20 protein-coding genes are annotated in these 18613 nt (G+C 71.7%); 8 read left to right on the forward strand and 12 right to left on the reverse strand.

The features are described from left to right. The first annotated feature begins 58 nt into the window (after positions 1-58). The gene (locus AB0N84_RS06835) at positions 59-919 is read left to right on the forward strand and encodes a cytochrome c oxidase assembly protein (RefSeq protein WP_363544601.1); all 861 of its coding nucleotides are present in this window, start codon (positions 59-61) and stop codon (positions 917-919) included. A gap of 252 nt (positions 920-1171) precedes the next feature. Here the strand turns inward: AB0N84_RS06835 and AB0N84_RS06840 are convergent, their stop codons facing one another. Together AB0N84_RS06840 and AB0N84_RS06845 are read right to left on the reverse strand one after the other, a co-directional pair. Next, on the reverse strand, positions 1172-2812 hold the full coding sequence (locus AB0N84_RS06840; RefSeq protein WP_363545012.1) for a DHA2 family efflux MFS transporter permease subunit: 1641 nt from the start codon (positions 2810-2812) through the stop codon (positions 1172-1174). A 20-nt stretch (positions 2813-2832) separates the two neighbouring features. After that, a complete protein-coding gene (locus AB0N84_RS06845; RefSeq protein ID WP_363544603.1) occupies positions 2833-3447 on the reverse strand; it encodes a PadR family transcriptional regulator in 615 nt (204 codons plus the stop codon). A 145-nt stretch (positions 3448-3592) separates the two neighbouring features. Between AB0N84_RS06845 and purS the strand changes: the two genes are divergently transcribed. From purS to AB0N84_RS06865, 4 genes are read left to right on the forward strand one after another with little or no spacing between them, the layout of a single operon-like run. Beyond that, a complete protein-coding gene (gene purS, locus AB0N84_RS06850; RefSeq protein ID WP_363544604.1) occupies positions 3593-3844 on the forward strand; it encodes a phosphoribosylformylglycinamidine synthase subunit PurS in 252 nt (83 codons plus the stop codon). A 5-nt stretch (positions 3845-3849) separates the two neighbouring features. Further along, the gene (gene purQ / locus AB0N84_RS06855) at positions 3850-4545 is read left to right on the forward strand and encodes a phosphoribosylformylglycinamidine synthase subunit PurQ (RefSeq protein ID WP_182046108.1); all 696 of its coding nucleotides are present in this window, start codon (positions 3850-3852) and stop codon (positions 4543-4545) included. 17 nt (positions 4546-4562) lie between these two features. Further along, the gene (purL, locus tag AB0N84_RS06860) at positions 4563-6944 is read left to right on the forward strand and encodes a phosphoribosylformylglycinamidine synthase subunit PurL (protein ID WP_363544606.1); all 2382 of its coding nucleotides are present in this window, start codon (positions 4563-4565) and stop codon (positions 6942-6944) included. Positions 6945-6989: 45 nt separating this feature from the next. Continuing rightward, positions 6990-7910: a 2-hydroxyacid dehydrogenase gene (locus AB0N84_RS06865; protein WP_363544608.1), complete on the forward strand. Its 921-nt coding sequence runs from the start codon at positions 6990-6992 to the stop codon at positions 7908-7910. A gap of 38 nt (positions 7911-7948) precedes the next feature. Here the strand turns inward: AB0N84_RS06865 and AB0N84_RS06870 are convergent, their stop codons facing one another. Genes AB0N84_RS06870 through AB0N84_RS06880 form a run of 3 tightly spaced genes read right to left on the reverse strand, consistent with a single transcriptional unit; the run spans position 7949 to position 9815 of the window. Continuing rightward, a complete protein-coding gene (locus AB0N84_RS06870) occupies positions 7949-8425 on the reverse strand; it encodes an N-acetyltransferase (RefSeq protein ID WP_363544610.1) in 477 nt (158 codons plus the stop codon). Continuing rightward, positions 8389-9498, reverse strand: a complete 1110-nt coding sequence (locus AB0N84_RS06875) for a beta-propeller fold lactonase family protein (protein WP_363544612.1) — start codon at positions 9496-9498, stop codon at positions 8389-8391. The genes AB0N84_RS06870 and AB0N84_RS06875 overlap by 37 nt, the downstream gene beginning before the upstream one ends. Continuing rightward, a complete protein-coding gene (locus AB0N84_RS06880) occupies positions 9495-9815 on the reverse strand; it encodes a chorismate mutase (protein WP_069712421.1) in 321 nt (106 codons plus the stop codon). Before AB0N84_RS06880 ends, AB0N84_RS06875 begins: the two co-directional genes overlap by 4 nt. A 112-nt stretch (positions 9816-9927) precedes the next feature. On the opposite strand from AB0N84_RS06880, the gene AB0N84_RS06885 reads away from it, so the two are divergent. Then, positions 9928-10335, forward strand: coding sequence for a DUF1304 domain-containing protein (locus tag AB0N84_RS06885; RefSeq protein ID WP_182046034.1), 408 nt, complete (start codon positions 9928-9930; stop codon positions 10333-10335). Here AB0N84_RS06885 and AB0N84_RS06890 read toward each other — a convergent pair. From AB0N84_RS06890 to AB0N84_RS06915, 6 genes are all read right to left on the reverse strand, one after another. Beyond that, positions 10248-11588: an O-antigen ligase family protein gene (locus AB0N84_RS06890; protein ID WP_363544615.1), complete on the reverse strand. Its 1341-nt coding sequence runs from the start codon at positions 11586-11588 to the stop codon at positions 10248-10250. The two genes, AB0N84_RS06885 and AB0N84_RS06890, sit on opposite strands and share 88 nt — an antisense overlap. Continuing rightward, the gene (locus AB0N84_RS06895; RefSeq protein ID WP_363544617.1) at positions 11585-12841 is read right to left on the reverse strand and encodes a hypothetical protein; all 1257 of its coding nucleotides are present in this window, start codon (positions 12839-12841) and stop codon (positions 11585-11587) included. The genes AB0N84_RS06890 and AB0N84_RS06895 overlap by 4 nt, the downstream gene beginning before the upstream one ends. Beyond that, positions 12838-13362 (reverse strand): glycosyltransferase, encoded by a 525-nt coding sequence (locus AB0N84_RS06900; protein ID WP_182046037.1) that lies wholly within the window; start codon positions 13360-13362, stop codon positions 12838-12840. Before AB0N84_RS06900 ends, AB0N84_RS06895 begins: the two co-directional genes overlap by 4 nt. Beyond that, positions 13359-13832, reverse strand: coding sequence for a UDP-N-acetylglucosamine--LPS N-acetylglucosamine transferase (locus tag AB0N84_RS06905; protein ID WP_220456192.1), 474 nt, complete (start codon positions 13830-13832; stop codon positions 13359-13361). Before AB0N84_RS06905 ends, AB0N84_RS06900 begins: the two co-directional genes overlap by 4 nt. After that, complete coding sequence (locus tag AB0N84_RS06910) at positions 13811-14917, reverse strand: glycosyltransferase (protein WP_363544620.1); 1107 nt, start codon at positions 14915-14917, stop codon at positions 13811-13813. Before AB0N84_RS06910 ends, AB0N84_RS06905 begins: the two co-directional genes overlap by 22 nt. Positions 14918-15102: 185 nt before the next feature. Further along, positions 15103-16119: an iron-siderophore ABC transporter substrate-binding protein gene (locus AB0N84_RS06915; RefSeq protein WP_363544622.1), complete on the reverse strand. Its 1017-nt coding sequence runs from the start codon at positions 16117-16119 to the stop codon at positions 15103-15105. Positions 16120-16179: 60 nt separating this feature from the next. Between AB0N84_RS06915 and AB0N84_RS06920 the strand changes: the two genes are divergently transcribed. Next, complete coding sequence (locus AB0N84_RS06920) at positions 16180-17046, forward strand: shikimate dehydrogenase (protein WP_363544624.1); 867 nt, start codon at positions 16180-16182, stop codon at positions 17044-17046. 35 nt (positions 17047-17081) lie between these two features. Then, complete coding sequence (locus AB0N84_RS06925; RefSeq protein ID WP_363544626.1) at positions 17082-18203, forward strand: hypothetical protein; 1122 nt, start codon at positions 17082-17084, stop codon at positions 18201-18203. On the opposite strand, the gene AB0N84_RS06930 is transcribed toward AB0N84_RS06925, so the two are convergent. Further along, entirely contained in the window at positions 18194-18580 is a 387-nt protein-coding gene (locus tag AB0N84_RS06930; RefSeq protein WP_363544628.1) for a YchJ family protein, read from the reverse strand. The two genes, AB0N84_RS06925 and AB0N84_RS06930, sit on opposite strands and share 10 nt — an antisense overlap. Positions 18581-18613 lie beyond the last annotated feature (33 nt).

Genomic DNA, 18613 nt, shown 5'->3' on the forward strand with positions numbered 1-18613 from the left:
AAGATGACGACGCCCGTCCCACCGCGTCACCAGGAGGCACCCCACGCCCGAACCCGACGTGTTCTGGAGCACCTGGCACCTCGACCCCCTGGCCGCGGTGCTGCTCGTGACCGCCGCCGTGGCCTACGCGTGGTGGCTCGTGGGGGCACGGCGACGCGGGGCACGGTGGTCGGCCTGGCGGACGACCTCGTTCGTCGCCGCGCTCGCGCTCTTCGCCGTGCTGCAGTTCGGCATCGTCGGCCGGTACGACCAGGAGCTCCGGTGGGCCTTCACGCTCCGGCTCGCACTGCTCTTCTTCGCCGTGCCGACGTTCGCCGCCCTCGCCGCCCCGGTGTCGCTCCTGCGGGTCGGTGGACCGGCGCGGTGGTCCACGACCGCCGACCGGGTGATGGGCTCGCGACCCGTGCGGGTGCTCGGGAACGCGATCGTCGCCCCCGTCGTCGGCCTGGTGCTCTTCGCGGTGCTGCTCACCCCGCTGTCCGCCGCGATCCGGCAGTCGGGCGTGTGCGCGACGGCCATCACGGTGCTCGTGCCGGTGCTCGGGTTCACGCTGCTCGCGCCGCTGTTCGAACCCGGGGTCCTGCGGAGCTCGACGTTCGTGACGATCGAGTTCCTGCTCGCCTTCGTGGAGCTGCTGCTCGACGCGGTGCCCGGCATCGTGCTGCGGGTGTCGAACCACGTGCTCGACGGGTCGCTCGTGCAGGCCGTGGGGCAGCCGTGGTTCCCGTCGCCGCTGCGCGACCAGCACCTGGCGGGTGACCTGCTGTGGTTCATCGCCGAGGTCGCCGACGTGCCCGTGCTCGTCATGCTCTTCGTCCGGTGGCAGCGGACCGACCGCCGCGAGGCCCGCTCCGTCGACGCCCTGTCCGACGAGGAGATGGCCGAGCTCACCCGGGCGCACCTGCAGCGACGGGGGTAGCGCGGGCGGCGTGCGGCGTGCGGCGGGCGGCGGGCGGGCCGGCCGGCGTGCGGGTCGCGCGCGTTCTGCGACGAGACGCGCGTCGATCGACACGTGCGACGTCGCACGATGCACGCGCACCGGTTGCGTGCGCATCGAACGACACGGCACACGTCGATCGACACGCGCGATGTCGTGAACGTCGACCACGCCGCGGGCCGGCGGGACGACGACCACGCCGCCGGCGGCCGGGACGACGGCGCCCCGGCCGGACTAGGCGTCCGCGTCCGCGTGTCGGCCGTGGTGGTCGACCGCCGCGAGCTCGTCCTCCGCGGTCGCGGGCGCGGCACCGGCAGCGTGCGCACCGGCCGGCCGACCCGCCGCGGCGTGCTGGTCGCCGTCGGCCGCGGGCGCTGCGGCACCGGGCTGCGTCGCCGCCGGGGCACCCGAGCCCCATGCCGCGGTCTGCTTCGGCTTCGCCAGGAACAGCGCCGCCACGATCGCCGCGACGAGCACGACGGCCGGCAGCACGAGCGACTGCCCCATGGCCGTGGCGAACGGCTGCTGCAGGAACGCGGGCAGCGCCCCGACCTGCTGCTCCGCGCCGCCGCCGGAGGTGGAGCCCGCCCCGGACGGGAACTCCGCCGTGATCCGGGCCTCGATCAGCGCGGCGATGCCGGCCGAACCGAGCACGGCGCCGATCTGCCGCGTGGTGTTGTAGACGCCCGACCCTGCACCGGCGAGCGCCGGCGGCAGGTTGCGCGTCGCGGAGACCGAGAGCGGTCCCCACATGCAGGCGTTCGCGAGCCCGAGGAGCGCACTCGGCAGGAGCGTCCAGCCCCAGTCGGCGCCCGACCAGAGCAGGGACCCGAACCAGAACAGCGCACCCGAGAAGCACGCGAGACCGAACGAGCCGACCCACCGCGGGTTCCACTTGTTGAGGTTCTTGCCGACGTACGGCGCGAGTCCCGCGGAGATGACCGCCTGCGGCACGAGCAGCAGGGCGGCCTGGGTCGGGCTGAAGCGCAGCACGTCCTGCGCCCAGAGCATGATCGGCAGCGCGAACGACGAGATCGCGACGCCGACGGCGGTGATGGCAATGTTCGCGAGCGTGAAGTTGCGGTCCTTGAACAGCCCGAGCGGCAGCAGCGGCTCGCCCTTCTGCACACCCTGCCAGACGACGAACGCGGCGAGCACGACGATGCCGGTCACGATGAGCGACCAGACCGAGATCGGGCCGGTGATGGTGCCCCAGTCGTAGGTCTCGCCCTCCTGGATGCCGAACACGAGCAGGAACATGCCGACGGCCGAGAGCACGATGCCGAGGTAGTCGAAGCGGTGCCCGTTGCGCTCGAACTGCGGCACGAAGCGCTGCGCGAGCACGAACGCGACGATGCCGACGGGGACGTTCACGAAGAAGATCCACTCCCAGCCGAACCCGTCGACGAGCAGCCCGCCCACGATCGGGCCGACGAGCGAGGCGACACCGGCGACGGCGCCCCAGAGGCCCATCGCCGCACCGCGGTTCTGCGGCGGGAAGATCCGGGTGATGACCGCCATGGTCTGCGGCGTCATCATCGCGGCACCGAGGCCCTGCACGACACGGGCGACGATGAGCACCTCGATCGACCCGGCGAGCCCGCACCACAGGCTCGCGAGCGTGAAGACGACGAGTCCGGCCTGGTACAGCACCTTCGGGCCGAAGCGGTCACCGAGACGGCCCGTGATGAGCAGCGGCACGGCGTACGCCAGCAGGTAGGCGCTCGTCACCCAGATGACGGCGTTGATGTCGGCGTCGAGGGCCTGGGCGATCGTCGGGGTGGCGACCGACACGATGGTCGAGTCGACGAGGATCATGAAGAAGCCGACGACGAGCGCCCAGAGCGCGGGCCACGGCTTCTTCCCGTGCTGCAGGTCGGCGGAGGGTGCGGTGGTCATCGAGTGGGGTCCTTGCTCGTGCTGGTCGGTTCGGTGTCGGTGGGGAGCGCCGGGCCGTCCCAGGGGACGTCCCCACGCTCGATGCGGTCCGCGGTCGCGGTGAGCCACTCGAGTTGCGCGGCGAGCATGGCACGGACGTACGACACGTCCAGCCAGTACCGAGGCGCCAACCCCTTGGCCTGGAGGCCCGTGGCGGCTTCGTCGTACTGCTCCAGTCGTGCGCGGATCGCCTCGGTGCGGGCGCGGAGGGCCGCGATGGCGTCCTGGTCGCTGAGGTTGTCGACGTGCGAGACCGCGAGGTGGAACTCGGGGTACTCGTCGGCGGGCTCCGCGACCATGCGCCGCAGCCCGGTCAGGAGCGCGTCGCGACCGGCGTCGGTGATGGCGTAGGTCGTGCGTTCGGGACGGTTGCCCTCGCGCGCGGTGCCGAGCTGTTCGGCGTACCCGAGGTCGACCAGGCGGCCGATCTGGTGGTACAGCGTGCCCGGACGGACCTTGACGTTCTCGTCCTCACGCCGTCGCAGCATGAGCTGGAACATCTCGTAGGGGTGCATCGGAGCCTCGGCCAGCAGACCGAGCGCGGCGTACGCGAGAGGCGTGAGCGACGTCATCCGCGCCTCCAGTCCCGTCTTCTGCTCCGACTATTCCAAATGGAATGTACGCCTTCGACCACTTCTCCACAACCGGCCCGGCGCGCCGTGCGCGCCACCTAGACTGGTCGCGTCCCACCCATCCCCGAAGTGCTGGAGTGAACACGTGCCAACGATCGTCGTCGAGGTCATGCCCAAGGCCGAGATCCTCGACCCGCAGGGCAAGGCGGTGGGCAACGCGCTCGCCCGTCTCGGCAAGGCCGACCTGACCAACGTCCGCATCGGCAAGCGCTTCGAGGTGACCGTCGACGGCTCTGTCGACGACGCGAAGCTGGCCGAGGTCCGCGAGATCGCGGCCGACGTATTCTCGAACGCCGTCATCGAGGACGTCGTGTCCGTGACGGTCGAGGGCGCGTGACCGCGATGCGGATCGGCGTCATCACGTTCCCGGGCTCGCTCGACGACCGCGACGCCCAGCGCGCCGTCCGTCTGGCCGGCGCCCAGCCCGTCGCCCTCTGGCACGGCGACCACGACCTGCAGGGCGTCGACGCGATCGTGCTCCCCGGCGGGTTCTCCTACGGCGACTACCTCCGCGCCGGGGCGATCGCGGCGAAGGCCCCGATCATGGCCGAGGTCATCGACGCCGCCGGCAAGGGCATGCCCGTGCTCGGCATCTGCAACGGCTTCCAGATGCTCGCCGAGGCACGCCTGGTGCCCGGTGCGCACACCCGGAACGCGCACCAGCAGTTCATCCGTCGCGACCAGAAGCTCCGCGTCGAGACCGCCGGTACCGCATGGACCTCCGGGTTCAGCGCCGGGCAGGAGATCACGATCCCGCTCAAGAACGCCGACGGACGCTTCGTGGCCGACGCCGACGAGATCAAGCGCATCGAGGACAACGGCCAGGTGGTGTTCCGCTACGTGGGCGTGAACCCGAACGGATCGATCGACGACATCGCCGGCGTCTCGAACGAGCGCGGCAACGTCGTCGGGCTCATGCCGCACCCCGAGCACGCGACGGAGGCGGGCTTCGGCCCGGACACCCCCGCCGCCATGGCCTCCGGCACGGACGGCCTCACCTTCTTCACCTCCGTGATCGAGTCGACGCTCGTCAAGTGACAGGGAACAACACCACCGTGACGACCTCCGTTCGCCCGAAGCCCGACACCGTCCAGGACGCCGCCGCCACGCCCGACAAGGAGCAGCCGTACGAGGCGCTCGGGCTCAAGGCGGACGAGTACGCGAAGATCCGCGAGATCCTCGGTCGCCGCCCCACCTCGGGCGAGCTCGCCATGTACTCCGTGATGTGGTCCGAGCACTGCTCGTACAAGTCGAGCAAGAACTACCTCCGGCAGTTCGGCAAGAAGGTGACGCCGGAGATGACGAAGAACCTCATGGTCGGCATGGGCGAGAACGCCGGTGTCGTCGACGTCGGCAACGGCTGGGCGGTGACCTTCAAGGTCGAGTCGCACAACCACCCGTCCTACGTCGAGCCCTACCAGGGCGCCGCGACCGGTGTCGGCGGGATCGTCCGCGACATCATCTCGATGGGCGCCCGTCCGGTCGCCGTGATGGACCAGCTCCGCTTCGGCGCGATCGACCACGAGGACACGCAGCGCGTCGTGCACGGCGTCGTCGGCGGCATCTCGTTCTACGGCAACTGCCTCGGCCTGCCGAACATCGGCGGCGAGACCTACTTCGACCCGGTGTACCAGGGCAACCCGCTGGTCAACGCCCTCGCGGTCGGCGTCCTGCGCCACGAGGACCTGCACCTCGCCAACGCCTCCGGCACCGGCAACAAGGTCGTGCTCTTCGGCGCCCGCACGGGTGGCGACGGCATCGGCGGGGCGTCGATCCTGGCGTCCGACACCTTCACCGAGGGCGGCCCGACCAAGCGCCCGGCCGTCCAGGTCGGGGACCCGTTCGCCGAGAAGGTCCTCATCGAGTGCTGCCTCGAGCTGTTCCGGGAGGACCTGGTCGAGGGCATCCAGGACCTCGGCGCCGCGGGCATCTCCTGCGCGACGAGCGAGCTCGCGAGCAACGGCGACGGCGGCATGCACATCTCGCTCGACGACGTCCTGCTGCGCGACCCCACGCTCACGGCGGAGGAGATCCTCATGTCGGAGAGCCAGGAGCGCATGATGGCGGTCGTCCGCCCCGAGAAGCTCGACGCGTTCCTCGCGGTGGTCGGCAAGTGGGAGGTCGAGACGAGCGTGCTCGGCGAGGTCACCGGCACCGGCCGTCTGGTCGTCGACTGGCAGGGCCAGGAGATCGTCAACGTCGACCCGCGCACCGTCGCCGTCGACGGCCCGGTCTACGACCGCCCGGTCGCCTACCCGACGTGGATCGACGCCCTGCAGGCCGACGGCGCCGAGTCGCTCGAGCGCCCGGAGACGGGCCCGGCACTCAAGGCGCAGTTCCTGCAGCTGCTCGGCTCGCCGAACCTCGCGTCGAAGAACTGGGTGACGAACCAGTACGACACCTACGTGCTCGGCAACACGGCGCTGTCCTTCCCCGACGACGGCGGCATGATCCGCGTCGACGAGGAGACCGGCCTCGGCGTCACCGTCGCGACCGATGCGAACGGCCGCTACTGCCAGCTCGACCCGAAGCAGGGCGCCCGGCTGGCCCTGGCCGAGGCGTACCGGAACGTCGCCGTCACCGGTGCGGTCCCCGCCGCGGTCACCGACTGCCTGAACTTCGGCTCGCCGGAGAACCCCGAGGTCATGTGGCAGTTCTCCGAGGCCGTGGAGGGCCTCGCGGACGGCTGCATGGAGCTCGGCATCCCGGTGACGGGCGGCAACGTGTCCTTCTACAACCAGACCGGCACGACCCCGATCCACCCGACGCCCGTCGTCGGCGTGCTCGGGATCATCGACGACGTCGCGCTGCGCGTGCCCTCGGGTTGGCAGGACGACGGCCACAACGTGTACCTGCTCGGCACGACGAGCCTCGAGCTCGACGGGTCGGCGTGGGCCGGCACCGTGCACGGGCACCTCGGCGGTCGTCCGCCGGCGGTCGACCTCGCGCAGGAGAAGGCCCTGGCGGACCTGCTGCACGCGGCGTCCGGCGAGCAGCTGCTCACGAGCGCCCACGACCTGGCGGACGGCGGCCTCGGCCAGTCCCTCGCCGAGTCGGTCCTGCGCTTCGGCATCGGCGCCCGGGTGGTCCTCGACGAGCTCGAGGAGCGCGACGGCGTGGACACGGCGACCGCGCTGTTCTCCGAGTCGACCGGCCGCGTCATCGTGACCGTCCGGCGCGAGGACGACGTGCGGTTCCAGGGCCTGTGCGACGGCCGCGGCTTCCCGGTGCTGCGCATCGGCGTGACCGACGCCTCGTCGGGCACGCTCGAGGTGCAGGGCGCGTTCGAGGCGTCGATCGAGGAGCTGCGCGGCACGCACGCCGCCACGCTCCCGGCGCGCTTCGGCGACGTCATCGTCGAGGACGTCACCGAGGGCTACGTCGGGCGCGGGCCGCTCGACGACCACGGCTCGTTCTCGCCGCGCACCGACAGCTGACGCCGACCGCCCCGAGCGCCGGCACCGCAGGAAGGCACCGACCGCATGCCGATCGTCACCCTGCCCTTCGTCGAGCTCGTCGACCGCTTCGGCCCCGTGCCGGACGGCGTCGAGCTCGACGTCTGGGACGTCGAAGGCCCGTACGCCCGACCGGACGACGTGGCGATCACGCTGCTGCCGTTCTACTTCGCGGGCCGACACCGCTGGGAGTACGTGCACGACCTGCCGAACCTACGGCTCCTGCAGCTGCCGAGCGCCGGGTACGAGCACGCACTCCCGCACGCTCCGGCGCACGCGCAGGTCGCGAACGGCCGCGGCATCCACGACGACGAGACCGCCGAGCTCGCGGTCGGTCTGGCGCTGACCTCGCTCCGCGAGATCCACACGTTCCAGGCCGACCGCGCCGCCGGGGTGTGGGACGTCCGCACCACGCGGTCGCTCGCCGATCGTCGGGTGACGATCGTCGGGTACGGCGCGATCGGAGCCGCGATCGCCACGCGGTGCGAGGCCATGCGCTGCGACGTCACGGTGGTCGCGCGGACCGCCCGCGACCAGGACGGCCGGCACGTGCACGCGTTCGGCGACCTGCCGACCCTGGCGGCGGACACGGACGTCCTCGTGCTCATCACCCCGCTCACCGAGGAGACCGAACACCTCGTCGACGCCGACCTGCTCGCCGCGCTGCCGGACGGCGCCCTCGTGGTGAACGTCGCCCGCGGACGGGTCGTCGACACCGACGCCCTGGTGGCGGAACTCCGGCGCGGTCGGCTGTCGGCGGCGCTCGACGTCACCGACCCCGAGCCGCTCCCGGCCGGGCACCCGCTGTGGACGACGCCGAACACCGTGCTGACCCCGCACGTCGGCGGGAACACGGACCTCAGCGTGCCGCGGACCCTCGAGCTCGTGCGCCGGCAGGTGGCCGCGCTGGCCGAGGGTCGCCCCTTCGCCAACGTCGTCCACGGCTGACCGCCCGGAGCCGCTGCAGCGGACCCGGGCCGCCCGCGTCAGCGCAGCGGCAACGCCATCCCCAGGCTCGGCGCGACGTCCTCGAACCCGAGCGACCGGTACAGCCGCTGCCCGGGCGGGTCCCCCACGAGCGTGACGTACGCCCCTTCCGGCGCGCGCGACCGGATGTCCGCCACCAGCCACTCGACGACCGCCCTCCCGAGTCCGCGGCGCTGGTGGCCCGGGTCGGTCGCGATGTCGGCGATGTGGAAGTACCAGCCGCCGTCCCCGATGGTCCGGCCCATCGCGACGGGGACCCCCTCGGCGTCCACCACGTGCACTGCGGACCAGCTGCCCGCGACCGCGCCGGCGCCCTGCTCGGTCGTCTTCGGCGACAGTCCCGAGTCCTGCCGGAGCCGCAGGTAGTCGTCGAGCGGCGGCGGCCCGGCGACGAGTCGGTACCCCGCCGCGACCGGTGCCGACGTCGACGACCCGGCGGTCACGAGCGCGCGGGAGTCGGCACCGGGACGATGCACGTCGGCGTCCCGACGGCGATCTGCGCCACCGCCGCACCGGGCACGCCGTCGTCGCCCACGGGCAGGACGGCGATCGCGTCCGACATCTGGTTCGCGACGAGCAGGTACCCGGGCACCTGCGCGAAGTGCCGCGGCCACGTCCCGCCGCACGACGCCGACCCGACGACCGCGAGCCCGTCGTCCGCGGTGTCGAGCACCACGATGACGTCGCGGCCCCGGACGGCGACGACGACCCGGCCGGCGGCGTTGACCTCGACGTGGCTGAGGAGGGACTCCCCCACCGGGCCCGCGAAGGCCGCCACGGAGGCGATCGGGCGGAGCGTCCCGGAGTCGTCGCGACGCAGGCGGTGCACGCGCCCGTCGAGCTCGCCGGCGACGACCAGGTCGGCACCGGATCCGTCGCCGTCACCGTCACCGAGCCACACCATGTGCCGCGGTCCGACCCCCGGTGCGAGGTGGTGCACACGGACGAGGTCGATCGCGGGTTCGGCGGTCACGTGGAACTCGTGGAGGGCGTCGCCGCCGAGGTCCGCGACGAGCACGGTGCCGTCGGGCGTCGCGATCGACTGGTGCGCGTGCGGCCCCTCCTGCCGGTCCTCGACGGGCCCCTCGACGTCGGGCAGCACGCCCGTGACGATCGCGGCCTCGGGGACGACCACGCGGTCGCCGCTCCCGTGCGTGCCGACGACGGCGTCGCTCGCCGTGACCGACGCCGCGTGCGACTCGGCGGCCTCGAGCGAGACCGCGGTCACGGTGCCGGACACGTAGTTCGCGACGACGAGCGCGCCCGACGGGTCGACCCGCACGTGGCACGGTGCGTCGCCGCCGGCGTCGGCGTCCCAGCGGTGCTCGAGCGTGCCCCCGACGTACCGGAAGGCGGAGACGCTGCCGTCGGCCACCTCGGACACGGCGTAGACCCGGTCACCGGAGACCGCGAGGAACGACGGGTCGTCCATCACCGCGGCGGTGTGGGCGGTGGTGCCGTGCACGACCGAGATGCCGGTGGCGTTCCCACCGCCGGTGGCCGTGTAGGACCCGACGAGCAGGTGCAGGTCGTCCAGCGCGGCGCTCACTCGGCACCGCCGGCGATGCGCTCGTGGTGGTGGATGACCTCGGCGACGATGAAGTTCAGGAACTTCTCCGCGAACGCCGGGTCGAGGTGCGACTCCGCCGCGAGCTGCCGCAGGCGGGCGACCTGGACCTGCTCGCGACCGGGGTCGGCTGCGGGCATGCCCGCCGCGGCCTTCAGGTAGCCGACGCGCTGCGTGTACTTGAAGCGCTCGGCGAGCATGTGGATCACGGCGGCGTCGATGTTGTCGATGCTCTGCCGGATGCTCGCCAGCTCGGCGACCGCATCGTCGTGGACGGGCGTGGACTCGTCGGCACTCATGTCCCGAGCCTATCCGCGCACCCGGTCGACGAGCACTGGTGTGACGGACCCGGGCCGGCACTCTCCCTGGGCGGGACCTGAGCACCACCCAGGGGCTGCGAGAATGGAGACCATGTCGGTCCTGCTCGTGATCTCGGGTGTGTGTGCGGTCCTCGCGGGCCTCGTGCACGTGTACATCTTCTTCCTCGAGTCCGTGGCGTGGACCAGTCCGCGTGTCCGCCGGATCTTCGGTCTCGCCTCGGAGTCCGAAGCGCTGGCCACCCGCTCCCTCGCGTTCAACCAGGGCTTCTACAACCTGTTCCTCGCGATCGGGGCGATCCTCGGTGTCGTCCTGGTCCTCGCGGGCAACGGTGCGACGGGCTGGACGCTCGTCGTGTTCTCGACCGCGAGCATGCTCGGCGCCGCGGTCGTCCTCGCCGGCACGGGCCGCCGCTACCTCAACTCGGCGTTCGTGCAGGGCTCGCTCCCCCTGATCACCCTGCTCTTCGCCTTCATCGGCTCCACCTTCTCCGCCGCGTAGCCCGCGCCGTCCGCACTTCCGACGGCCGTCGGTCGTCCTGAGATCGCCATGGCCGCGAGGAGCCCGAGGTAGAGCATCGACGGCCTGTCGGCCTCGATCCAGTTGAAGCCACCGACGGCGACACACAGCGCGGCGAGGGCGCCGACGGCGGCCCCGGCACGACGTTGCAGTCCCAGGCAGAGAACGGTCGCGATGAGCCCGACGAACAGCGACAGTCCCGGAAGACCGAGGCTCAGGAGCAGTTGGTAGTAGGAGTTCTCGACGATCTCCGGCGTCCCGAGGGCCTGGAGGAGACCGTTGGACGTGCCGGGTCCGGACCCGAGCCAGTGCATCGACGCCGCGGCGCGGAGGACGACCGGTCCGATCTCACCACGCTGTTGCGCAGACGCGATGCCGCTCCACGATTGCTGACGCTCCTGGAACTCGGGGCTCGCGAGGATCGTCAGGCCGCCCGCCACGAGGGTGAGGAGGCCCACGGCACGACGACGTGACGTACCGTGTCCGCCGCTCCCGACGTCCTCACGGGTCGACGGCGACGACAGGACCACCGCAGCCCCCACGGCGACGGCGATGAGTCCGCCTCGGCTCACCGTGAGCAGCAGACCGACCAGTCCGAACGCGGCTCCCAGGAGCGATCGACGGCTCCCCTCGTGGACGTAGCGCCCGAGGGCCAGGGTGACGCCGATCGCGAAGAACAGCGAGTTGGACAGCGGGTGCCCGAGCGTCGTCGTGATCCGGTAGGAGCTCCAGTGCTGGAGGATCGGGTACTCGCCGCTCAGGAACAGGGTGCCGTAGAGGGGATTCGACTCGAGCAACCGTTCCATGACGCCGAACCCCGTGAGTCCGACGACCAGCACGATCCAGGTCGTCGTGATCCTCCGGACCTCCCGTTCGGAGAGCGACCTGCTGAGGAGCGGAACGAGCACGAGCACGACGAGCGAGGTGCTCCACCCGACGGACCGGACGAGTGAGATGCTCGTGATGGCCCCGACCGTCAGCCACACGAGCAACGCCAGGGCCAGGACCACCACGAGCTTCGGGACGCCGGACTGCCGCGGCCCGCCCCGCACCGCCCACACGAGCACGACGACCGCTCCGGGACTGCCGACGGTGAGTACTTCGGGAAGACCAGTCCAGCCGATCGGGACGAGCGCGGTCACCGCGAGCCCGATCGGCAGCAGCAGATCGACCTGCACGAGCAGGAGCAGGACGACGAAGAGGACCGCCGTGGTCATCAGCAGGATCGCGGTCATCGCGTGTTCGTCATCTCGGGAGTCACGTCAGACCGGTTCGGCGCGCGGTGGGGCGCACGGAGCGCGACCCACCACGCCAGCGCCGCAGCCGCGGTCGCTCCTGCCGCTCCGTCGGCGCCCAGCCATGCGGTCGCCACCGGCGTGCACACCGCAGTCATCACCGCGGCGAGGACGCTCGCGAACACGATCCGCTGGTGTCGCCGGACCAGGAACAGTCGCTGGATCTCGGCGGCGCTCATCATCGTGCAGAAGTACGCGGGAACCAGCGCCATCGCGACCACGACGTCGAGGTCGTGCCCCGGCCCGAGGAGCACAGGAAGCGCCCACGGTGCGACGAGCAGCACCACGAGGGTCGCTGCGCCGAACGAGGTCGCGAGCAGACCGACCACCCGCACCGGCACCTGCGGGCGGGACAGGTCGACAGCACGACGACTCGCCACGAACTGGTAGCCGACGCCGACCGCGGTGATCGCCTCGCACACCCGAGCCGTCGGGACGAACCTCCCGGTGGCCGGGTCGCCGAGGAAAGCGCTCAGGGACAGCGGCGCCGCCTGACCCACGAGCGTGAACGCGATCGCGACGGCGACCCCGGCAACCAGGGCGAGCGGTGACGGCGCGACGATCGGCCCGCCGGTCTCGGGTTTCCGGTGGCCGCTCGGGCGGTCACACCAGACGACAGCGCAGGAGAGCAGGGCGCAAGCGATCGCCGCCCACAGGAGCGCCGTGAGGACACGTCGCAGGTCACCGCCACCGCTCGCTGCCAGGACCACCACTGCTCCCAGCCGGACGACTGGCGACACGACGAACGCGAGGCAGGCCCCGAGTCCGGGACGTCCTGATCCGCGGAGGAGGTGCATGACGATGAACGGTGCCAGTCCCGTCGTCGCGAGCAGCGCGGTGGTGAGCCAGACCGCGACGTCACCACGGACCAGAGCGACGCAGACTGCACCGACGAGCCCCGATGCAGCCAGCGCTGCGGTGCACAGTGCGATTCGTCGCCAGGTCCGGACCGGGTGCAGGACGGCGCCGCTCGCGACGAGGTCGGCGATGGCCGAACCCACCACGCCGCCTACGGAACCCGACACTCCGATGACGAGGACGAACGCGCCGAAGTCACCGACGTTCAGGCACCGGGCCGCGGGGGCGAGCACGGCGAGCGCCAGGAACCGCGACACGAGTGACGACCCCGCGACGACGGCGCCCGTGGTCAGCGCGCGACGTGCGGCGGGAACCCGAGCAACCACACCGCTCACGGTGTGCACCCCAGGACGCCCCAGACCGCATCACGGAACTTCCGCTGGTTGCGGATCGCCGACGCACGAGCGGTCCGTACCGCCGCCAGGCGTTCCTCCGGATCACGTCGGTCCTCCGCTTCGAGGGCGGCGAGCAGCGACGTCGGGTGGGTGAGCGCGGTCGCCCGGCCAGCCACGTGCAGGTGCCTCGCGAACCGCATCTGGTGGTCGTCCACGTGCTCTCCGGCAGCTCGACTCCGGCCCGCGACGATCGGCCACGTGCCGGCGTCGAGTGCGCCGAAGACGTTGCCCGGGCTGGCCTGGGAGACGAGGACGTCCGCCCACTCGAGGTGACGCCGCATCGAAGGGGCGTCGAAGTACCGTTCTGCAGTGAGGACGCCGGGTACGTCGTCGGGGAACGAGCCCACCCCGTACTGCACGACCCACTGGTCGGAGGACCGGAGCCGTCCGGCGCGAGCGACTTCGTCGAGCAGACGTTGGAACGTCTGCTCGTGTGTCCCGACGGACACCATGATCTTCATCGGCTCGGGCTCACTTCCGTGCGGCGGGGGAACTCGACGAGCTGCTCCGGCCACTGCGCGACGAACGTGTGCGTCACCGGCCGGACCAGGCGAGCAGTCAGCGTCGGGTTGTCGAGTCGGTCGATGCACTCGATGAAGACGTTGCGCGTCCGGAACAGGAGGCGCCCCACCCAGAAGAACGGGACGGCGCCGGCAGCACCGCTGCTCACGATGATGTCGGGTCGCTCGGTCCTGAGCACCCGGAGCGCGATGCGCAGGTTCTTGAACAGTGCCGTGACGCTCCGGTTGGTCGGCCAGTGGAGCCCGTGGACACGGAATCCCTCGAGCTTCGCCACCGCGTCAGGCTTGAGGAAGGTCGCGACGGCGACTTCGACGCCCTCCGGCGGGGGGACGAGTGCCAGCAGTTGGTCCAGGTGACCCCCACTGCTGCAGACGAAGAGCACCCGCTTCACCGCGAGACCTCCGCCCATGCGGCGGAGCGCTGCTCCCACTGGACGACGGCCGCGTCCACACCGAAGGGCGCCACGTACGCGGCACAGTCCTCGGGCGTGGGACGCGGACTGTCGAGTCGGGTCTGCAGGATCCGTGCGAGGTCCCCGACCCTGCCGACCGGGTACAACTCGAGCAGGTCAGGCCGCACACCGAGACGGGACCGCATCTCGACGGGCCCGATCGTGTCGGAGGCGACCACCGGTGTACCGATGGCGAGTGCTTCGAGCACCACGGCACCCCAGGCCTCGCTCCGCGAGCTGTGGACGAGGAGGTCGGCTTCCCGGACGAAGCGGTGCGGGTCCCGCACGCCACCCGTGAGACGGACGGTCAGCCGGCCGGTCGGGTCGTGGAAGCCGGCGAGCTCCGCGGCCAGGGGCCCGTCGCCCACGACGGTCCACCGTACGGGCCGTTCGAGCGTCCGCAGGGCTGCGAGCGTGACGTCGAGCCCCTTCAGCGGGACGAGACTGCCGACCGAGACCACCTCGGCTCGACCGGTCGGCCGGGCTGCTCGGTCGAGGAGTGGTTCGTCTCGCAGGGCCGGGTCGACCACGACGGGGGTGACCACGGGGCGCCGTGGGAGACGGTAGGTCCGCTGCATCCGCTCCGCGACCGGGCTCGAGTTGGCGACGACGTACTGCCTGGAGCGGAAGACGGCACCGACCAAGTGTCGCTTCAGCCGCCCGAGAGGGATGAATTCGTGGTGCGCGGTGGGGTCGAGGTCTTCGCAGTAGACGAAGGTGTGTCGGACGGCACGTGCCCGCCGGTCGATGAGGGCACACGTCAGCACAGCGGACCACAACTTCACGATGACGAGGGCCGGCGGGAGGTCGGCGAGGATGCGTTCGAGGCGGAACGCGACCTGGAGCGTGCGGACGTGGCGCTCGATACCGAGCACGTGCAGGCCGATGCGTTCGTCGAGGTCAGCGGCGAGGCCGCCGCCGGATCCGAAGAGGACGACGTCGACCTCGTGCCCTCTGCTGACGAGCGCGTTCGCGACGATGACGGTCTGTCGTTCCGCGCCGCCGAAGCGCAGATGTGGTTGGACGAAGATGAACCGGGACATACCCCTCCTGACGTTTCGTATTTCAATACTACACGTCAGGAATATCACCCGGGACGGGAGGCGCATTGCCGGCCCGCACCGCGCCTCCCGTCCGTCAGCGGCACCACGGAACCACCGCACACAGCAGGAGACGCCGGGTCGCGGTCGCGACCCGGCGTCTCCCGGCGTTCCCCCTGCGGTCGGCGTCAGCCGACCTTCTTCGCGAACTCCTCCGGCAGCCGGTCGAGTGCCCACTCGATCGCGGCGGTCGTACCGAGCGAGAACGCAGCGGACACGTCCGGGTCGTCGACGACGATCGAGTGCCCCGCCTGCACGGACGGCACCTTCTGGAACAACGGGTCGGACTCGGCCTTCGACGCCTCGACGTAGATCGGCAGGATCACCGTGAGGTCGGCGTCGAGCAGGTCGAGGTTCTCCTCGGACAGGCTCACCGAGAACGCGTCGCCGGCCTGCTGGTCGATCGCCTTCGGGATGGTGAAGCCGAGCTGCTGCATGAACGTCGAGCGACTGTCCTTCGAGGCGTACGCACCGAAGCCGTCGGCCGTGTAGGCACCGACGACGGCGGTCTTGCCGTCGAACTCGGGGTGCGCCTTCCGCGCGGCGGCGTAGGCGTCGTCGAGGTCGGTGAGCAGCTTCTTGCCCTCGGACTCCTTGCCGAGCGCCTTCGCGACGAGGTCGACCTGCTGCTCGGTGGTGGTGAGGTAGTTCTCGCCGCCCTTCGGGATCGCCACCGTGGGGGCGATCGCCGAGAGCTTGGCGTAGCGGTCCTTGTCACCCGAGCTCTTGGTGTCGAGGATCAGGTCCGGCTTGAGCTTCAGGATCTGCTCGTAGCTCGGCTCGAGCGTCTGGATGATCGCCGGCTTCTTCGTGTACGCGTCCTCGAGCCACGGCCCGACGCCGTCGCCACCGAAGGCGAGCCAGTCGCTCGCCCCGACGGGCTGCACGCCGAGTTCGAGCGCCGTCTCGGCGTCGCCCCACCCGAGGGCGACGACGCGCTTCGGCTGCGACGGGATCTCGGTCGTGCCGAGAGCGGTCTGGATCGACACGGGGAACGCGCCGCCCGAGCCGGACGCGTCGTCGGAGGCCGCAGGCGAGGACGAGCCGGAGCTGCAGCCGGCGAGGACGAGGGACGCGGCGACGACGGCGCCGGCGGCCGCGAGCACGCGGCGGACGCGGCGCGCAGAGGGGGAGGTTCGGATCACACAGGTAAGGCTACCCTAAGCAGGGCCCCCGCGGAGGGTGGGCCGCTAGGCTCCGGACCCGTGGAGTACACCGACACCGACCGCACCCGGCTGGCCGTCCTCGGCTCCCCCGTCGCGCACTCGCTCTCCCCCACGCTGCACCGCGCGGCCTACGACGTGCTCGGGGTCCCGTTCTCGTACGGGAGGCACGAGGTCACCTCCGGCGGGCTCGACGCGTTCGTCGCGGGGCTGGGCCCCGACTGGCGCGGACTCAGCCTGACGATGCCGCTCAAGCGCGAGGTCCTCCCGATGCTCGACCGCACGACCCCGCTCGTCGACGAGCTCGGGGTCGCGAACACCGTCGCGTTCCGGCAGGAGGGCGACCGAGTCGTCACCGCCGGTGCGAACACCGACGTCGAGGGGATCGTCCGTCCCGTCGAGGCCCTCGGGCACCTGCCGGGCGAGGCCTCGATCCTCGGCGGCGGCGCCACCGCGGCGAGCGCCCTCGCGGCGGCGGTGCGGCTCGGGGCCGTCGACGTGCGCGTGTTCCTCCGCGACACCGCGAAGGCCGGGCCGCTGGTCGACCTGGCCGTCCGGCTCGGGGTCACGCTCGAGGTCCTGCCGTTGGACGCCCTGCCGGGGACGCGGCACGGGTTCCTCGTGTCGACCCTGCCCGGCGGTGCGGCCGACGAGCTCGAGCTGCTGCCGTCGGGGTCCGACGCGGTGCTCTTCGACGTCGCGTACGAGCCGTGGCCGACCGCGGCGGCGAGCCGGTGGAGGACAGCGGGCGGGCGCGTGCTCAACGGGCTCGACATGCTGACGGAGCAGGCGATCGGGCAGATCCGCTTCTTCCTGATCGGTGACGACGCCGAGATGCTGCCGGACGAGGCCGCGGTCCGCCGGGCGATGCGGCTGTCGGTCGGGCTGCCGGAGACCATCGGCGTGTGAGCGGATGACGGTGCGTCGTATCTAGAATATTGGATGTGCACTCCCGTCCTCGCCGTCGTCGCCGGCTCCGTCGCGTCCGTACCGTCCTCCTCGCGCTCCTCGCCGTCGGCGCACTCGTCCTGACCGGAACGGTCACGTGGCGGCTCGCCGGGCCCTACCCCTCCGGGTCGTGGGCGTCGCTCGACGACACCGACCGGACGATGTTCCGGCAGCTCTCCGAGCAGTTCGAGCGGGCGCAGCGGGACCCGACGGGGATGTGGACAGAGGACTACCACTACGAGGAGCAACCGTTCGTGCTGCTCCGCACCTCGGGCCCGTGGAAGCTCGACTGGTCGTACGCGTACCTCGTGAACATGAGCGACCGGACCGACGTCTCCGGGATGCGCCGCGTCGAGCTGCCCGGGATGCCGCTCCTCGACGACGTCCGCGTCAGCAAGCGCTTCGCCTTCACCGAGCCGTGGCTCCACGTGAAGTCGCAGTTCGGGAACATCGAGGTGGACGGGAACCGCGTCCTGGCGTTCAAGTTCCACCCCGGGATGTTCGGCGACGACGTCCCGACCAACGAGGACTTCCGGCACTTCGCCGCCCACGAGCACTTCCACGTGGCCGTGCAGGGCATCGAGCCCGGAGACCCCGGCTACTGGGACTACGACGACGGCGGCCGGCTCGAGGTGCCCGCATCGTCGGAGCACCGGCGGCTGCTCCGCGCCGAGATGGCCGCCCTGACCGCGGCGACGGCCACCGACGACCCGGCGGCGGTCCGCCGCGCGGCGACCGACGCGGCACGGCTGCGGCTCGCCCGGTACGAACGGTGGCCGGGGCTCCGGCAGCAGGACGGCATCGAGACCGTCGAGGGCACGGCGGTGTACTTCGAGGAGGCGGTGAACGACGATGCTGCGACGGCCGACGCCCCGACCCTGCTCGACGTCTTCGACGAGTACGCAGACGTCATGGTCGACCGGGACCTCTACTACTCCAGCGGACTCGCCGTCGGATGGGCGCTCGACGTCCTCGCTCCCGGGTGGCGGGCCGAGCTGAGCGAGCGGGCGCCGACCGACCACCCGACCCTGTTCGACCTGCTGACGGACGCGCTCGGCGGTCGGCCGGCCGTCCCGGGTGCCGCCGAGTTCGACGAGCTGGTCGCGCGCTACACCTGACCGTCGACGTAGAACCAGCGGCCCTGCTCGCGCACGAACTCGCTGGTCTCCTCGAGCGTGCCGCGCTCGTCCTCGGAACGCCACCACGCACGGAAGGCGACCGTGCCCCGGGTGTCGAACGGGCCTCCCGACCGGGTCGACACGATGTCCAGCCGCGTCCACCGCTGCGTCGGGTCGAGCGTCAGCTCGTCCGGGCGGGTGCTCGGGTGCCACGTCAGCAGCAGGTACTCGGGCAGTCCGAGGGCGAACGCGGTGAAGCGGGAGCGCATGAGCCGCTCGGCGGTCGGTGCCGCGGCACCGGCGTGCAGGGGGCCGCAGCACTCGCCGTAGGGGTTGCCGCTCAGGCAGGGGCAGCGCTGGTCGTGGTCGGGGAGCACCCCGGCACGGTAGCAGCGGCGGACGCCCGCAGA

The organism is Curtobacterium sp. NPDC089185 (genome assembly GCF_040685235.1).
In the GTDB taxonomy this organism is placed as follows: domain Bacteria; phylum Actinomycetota; class Actinomycetes; order Actinomycetales; family Microbacteriaceae; genus Curtobacterium; species Curtobacterium citri.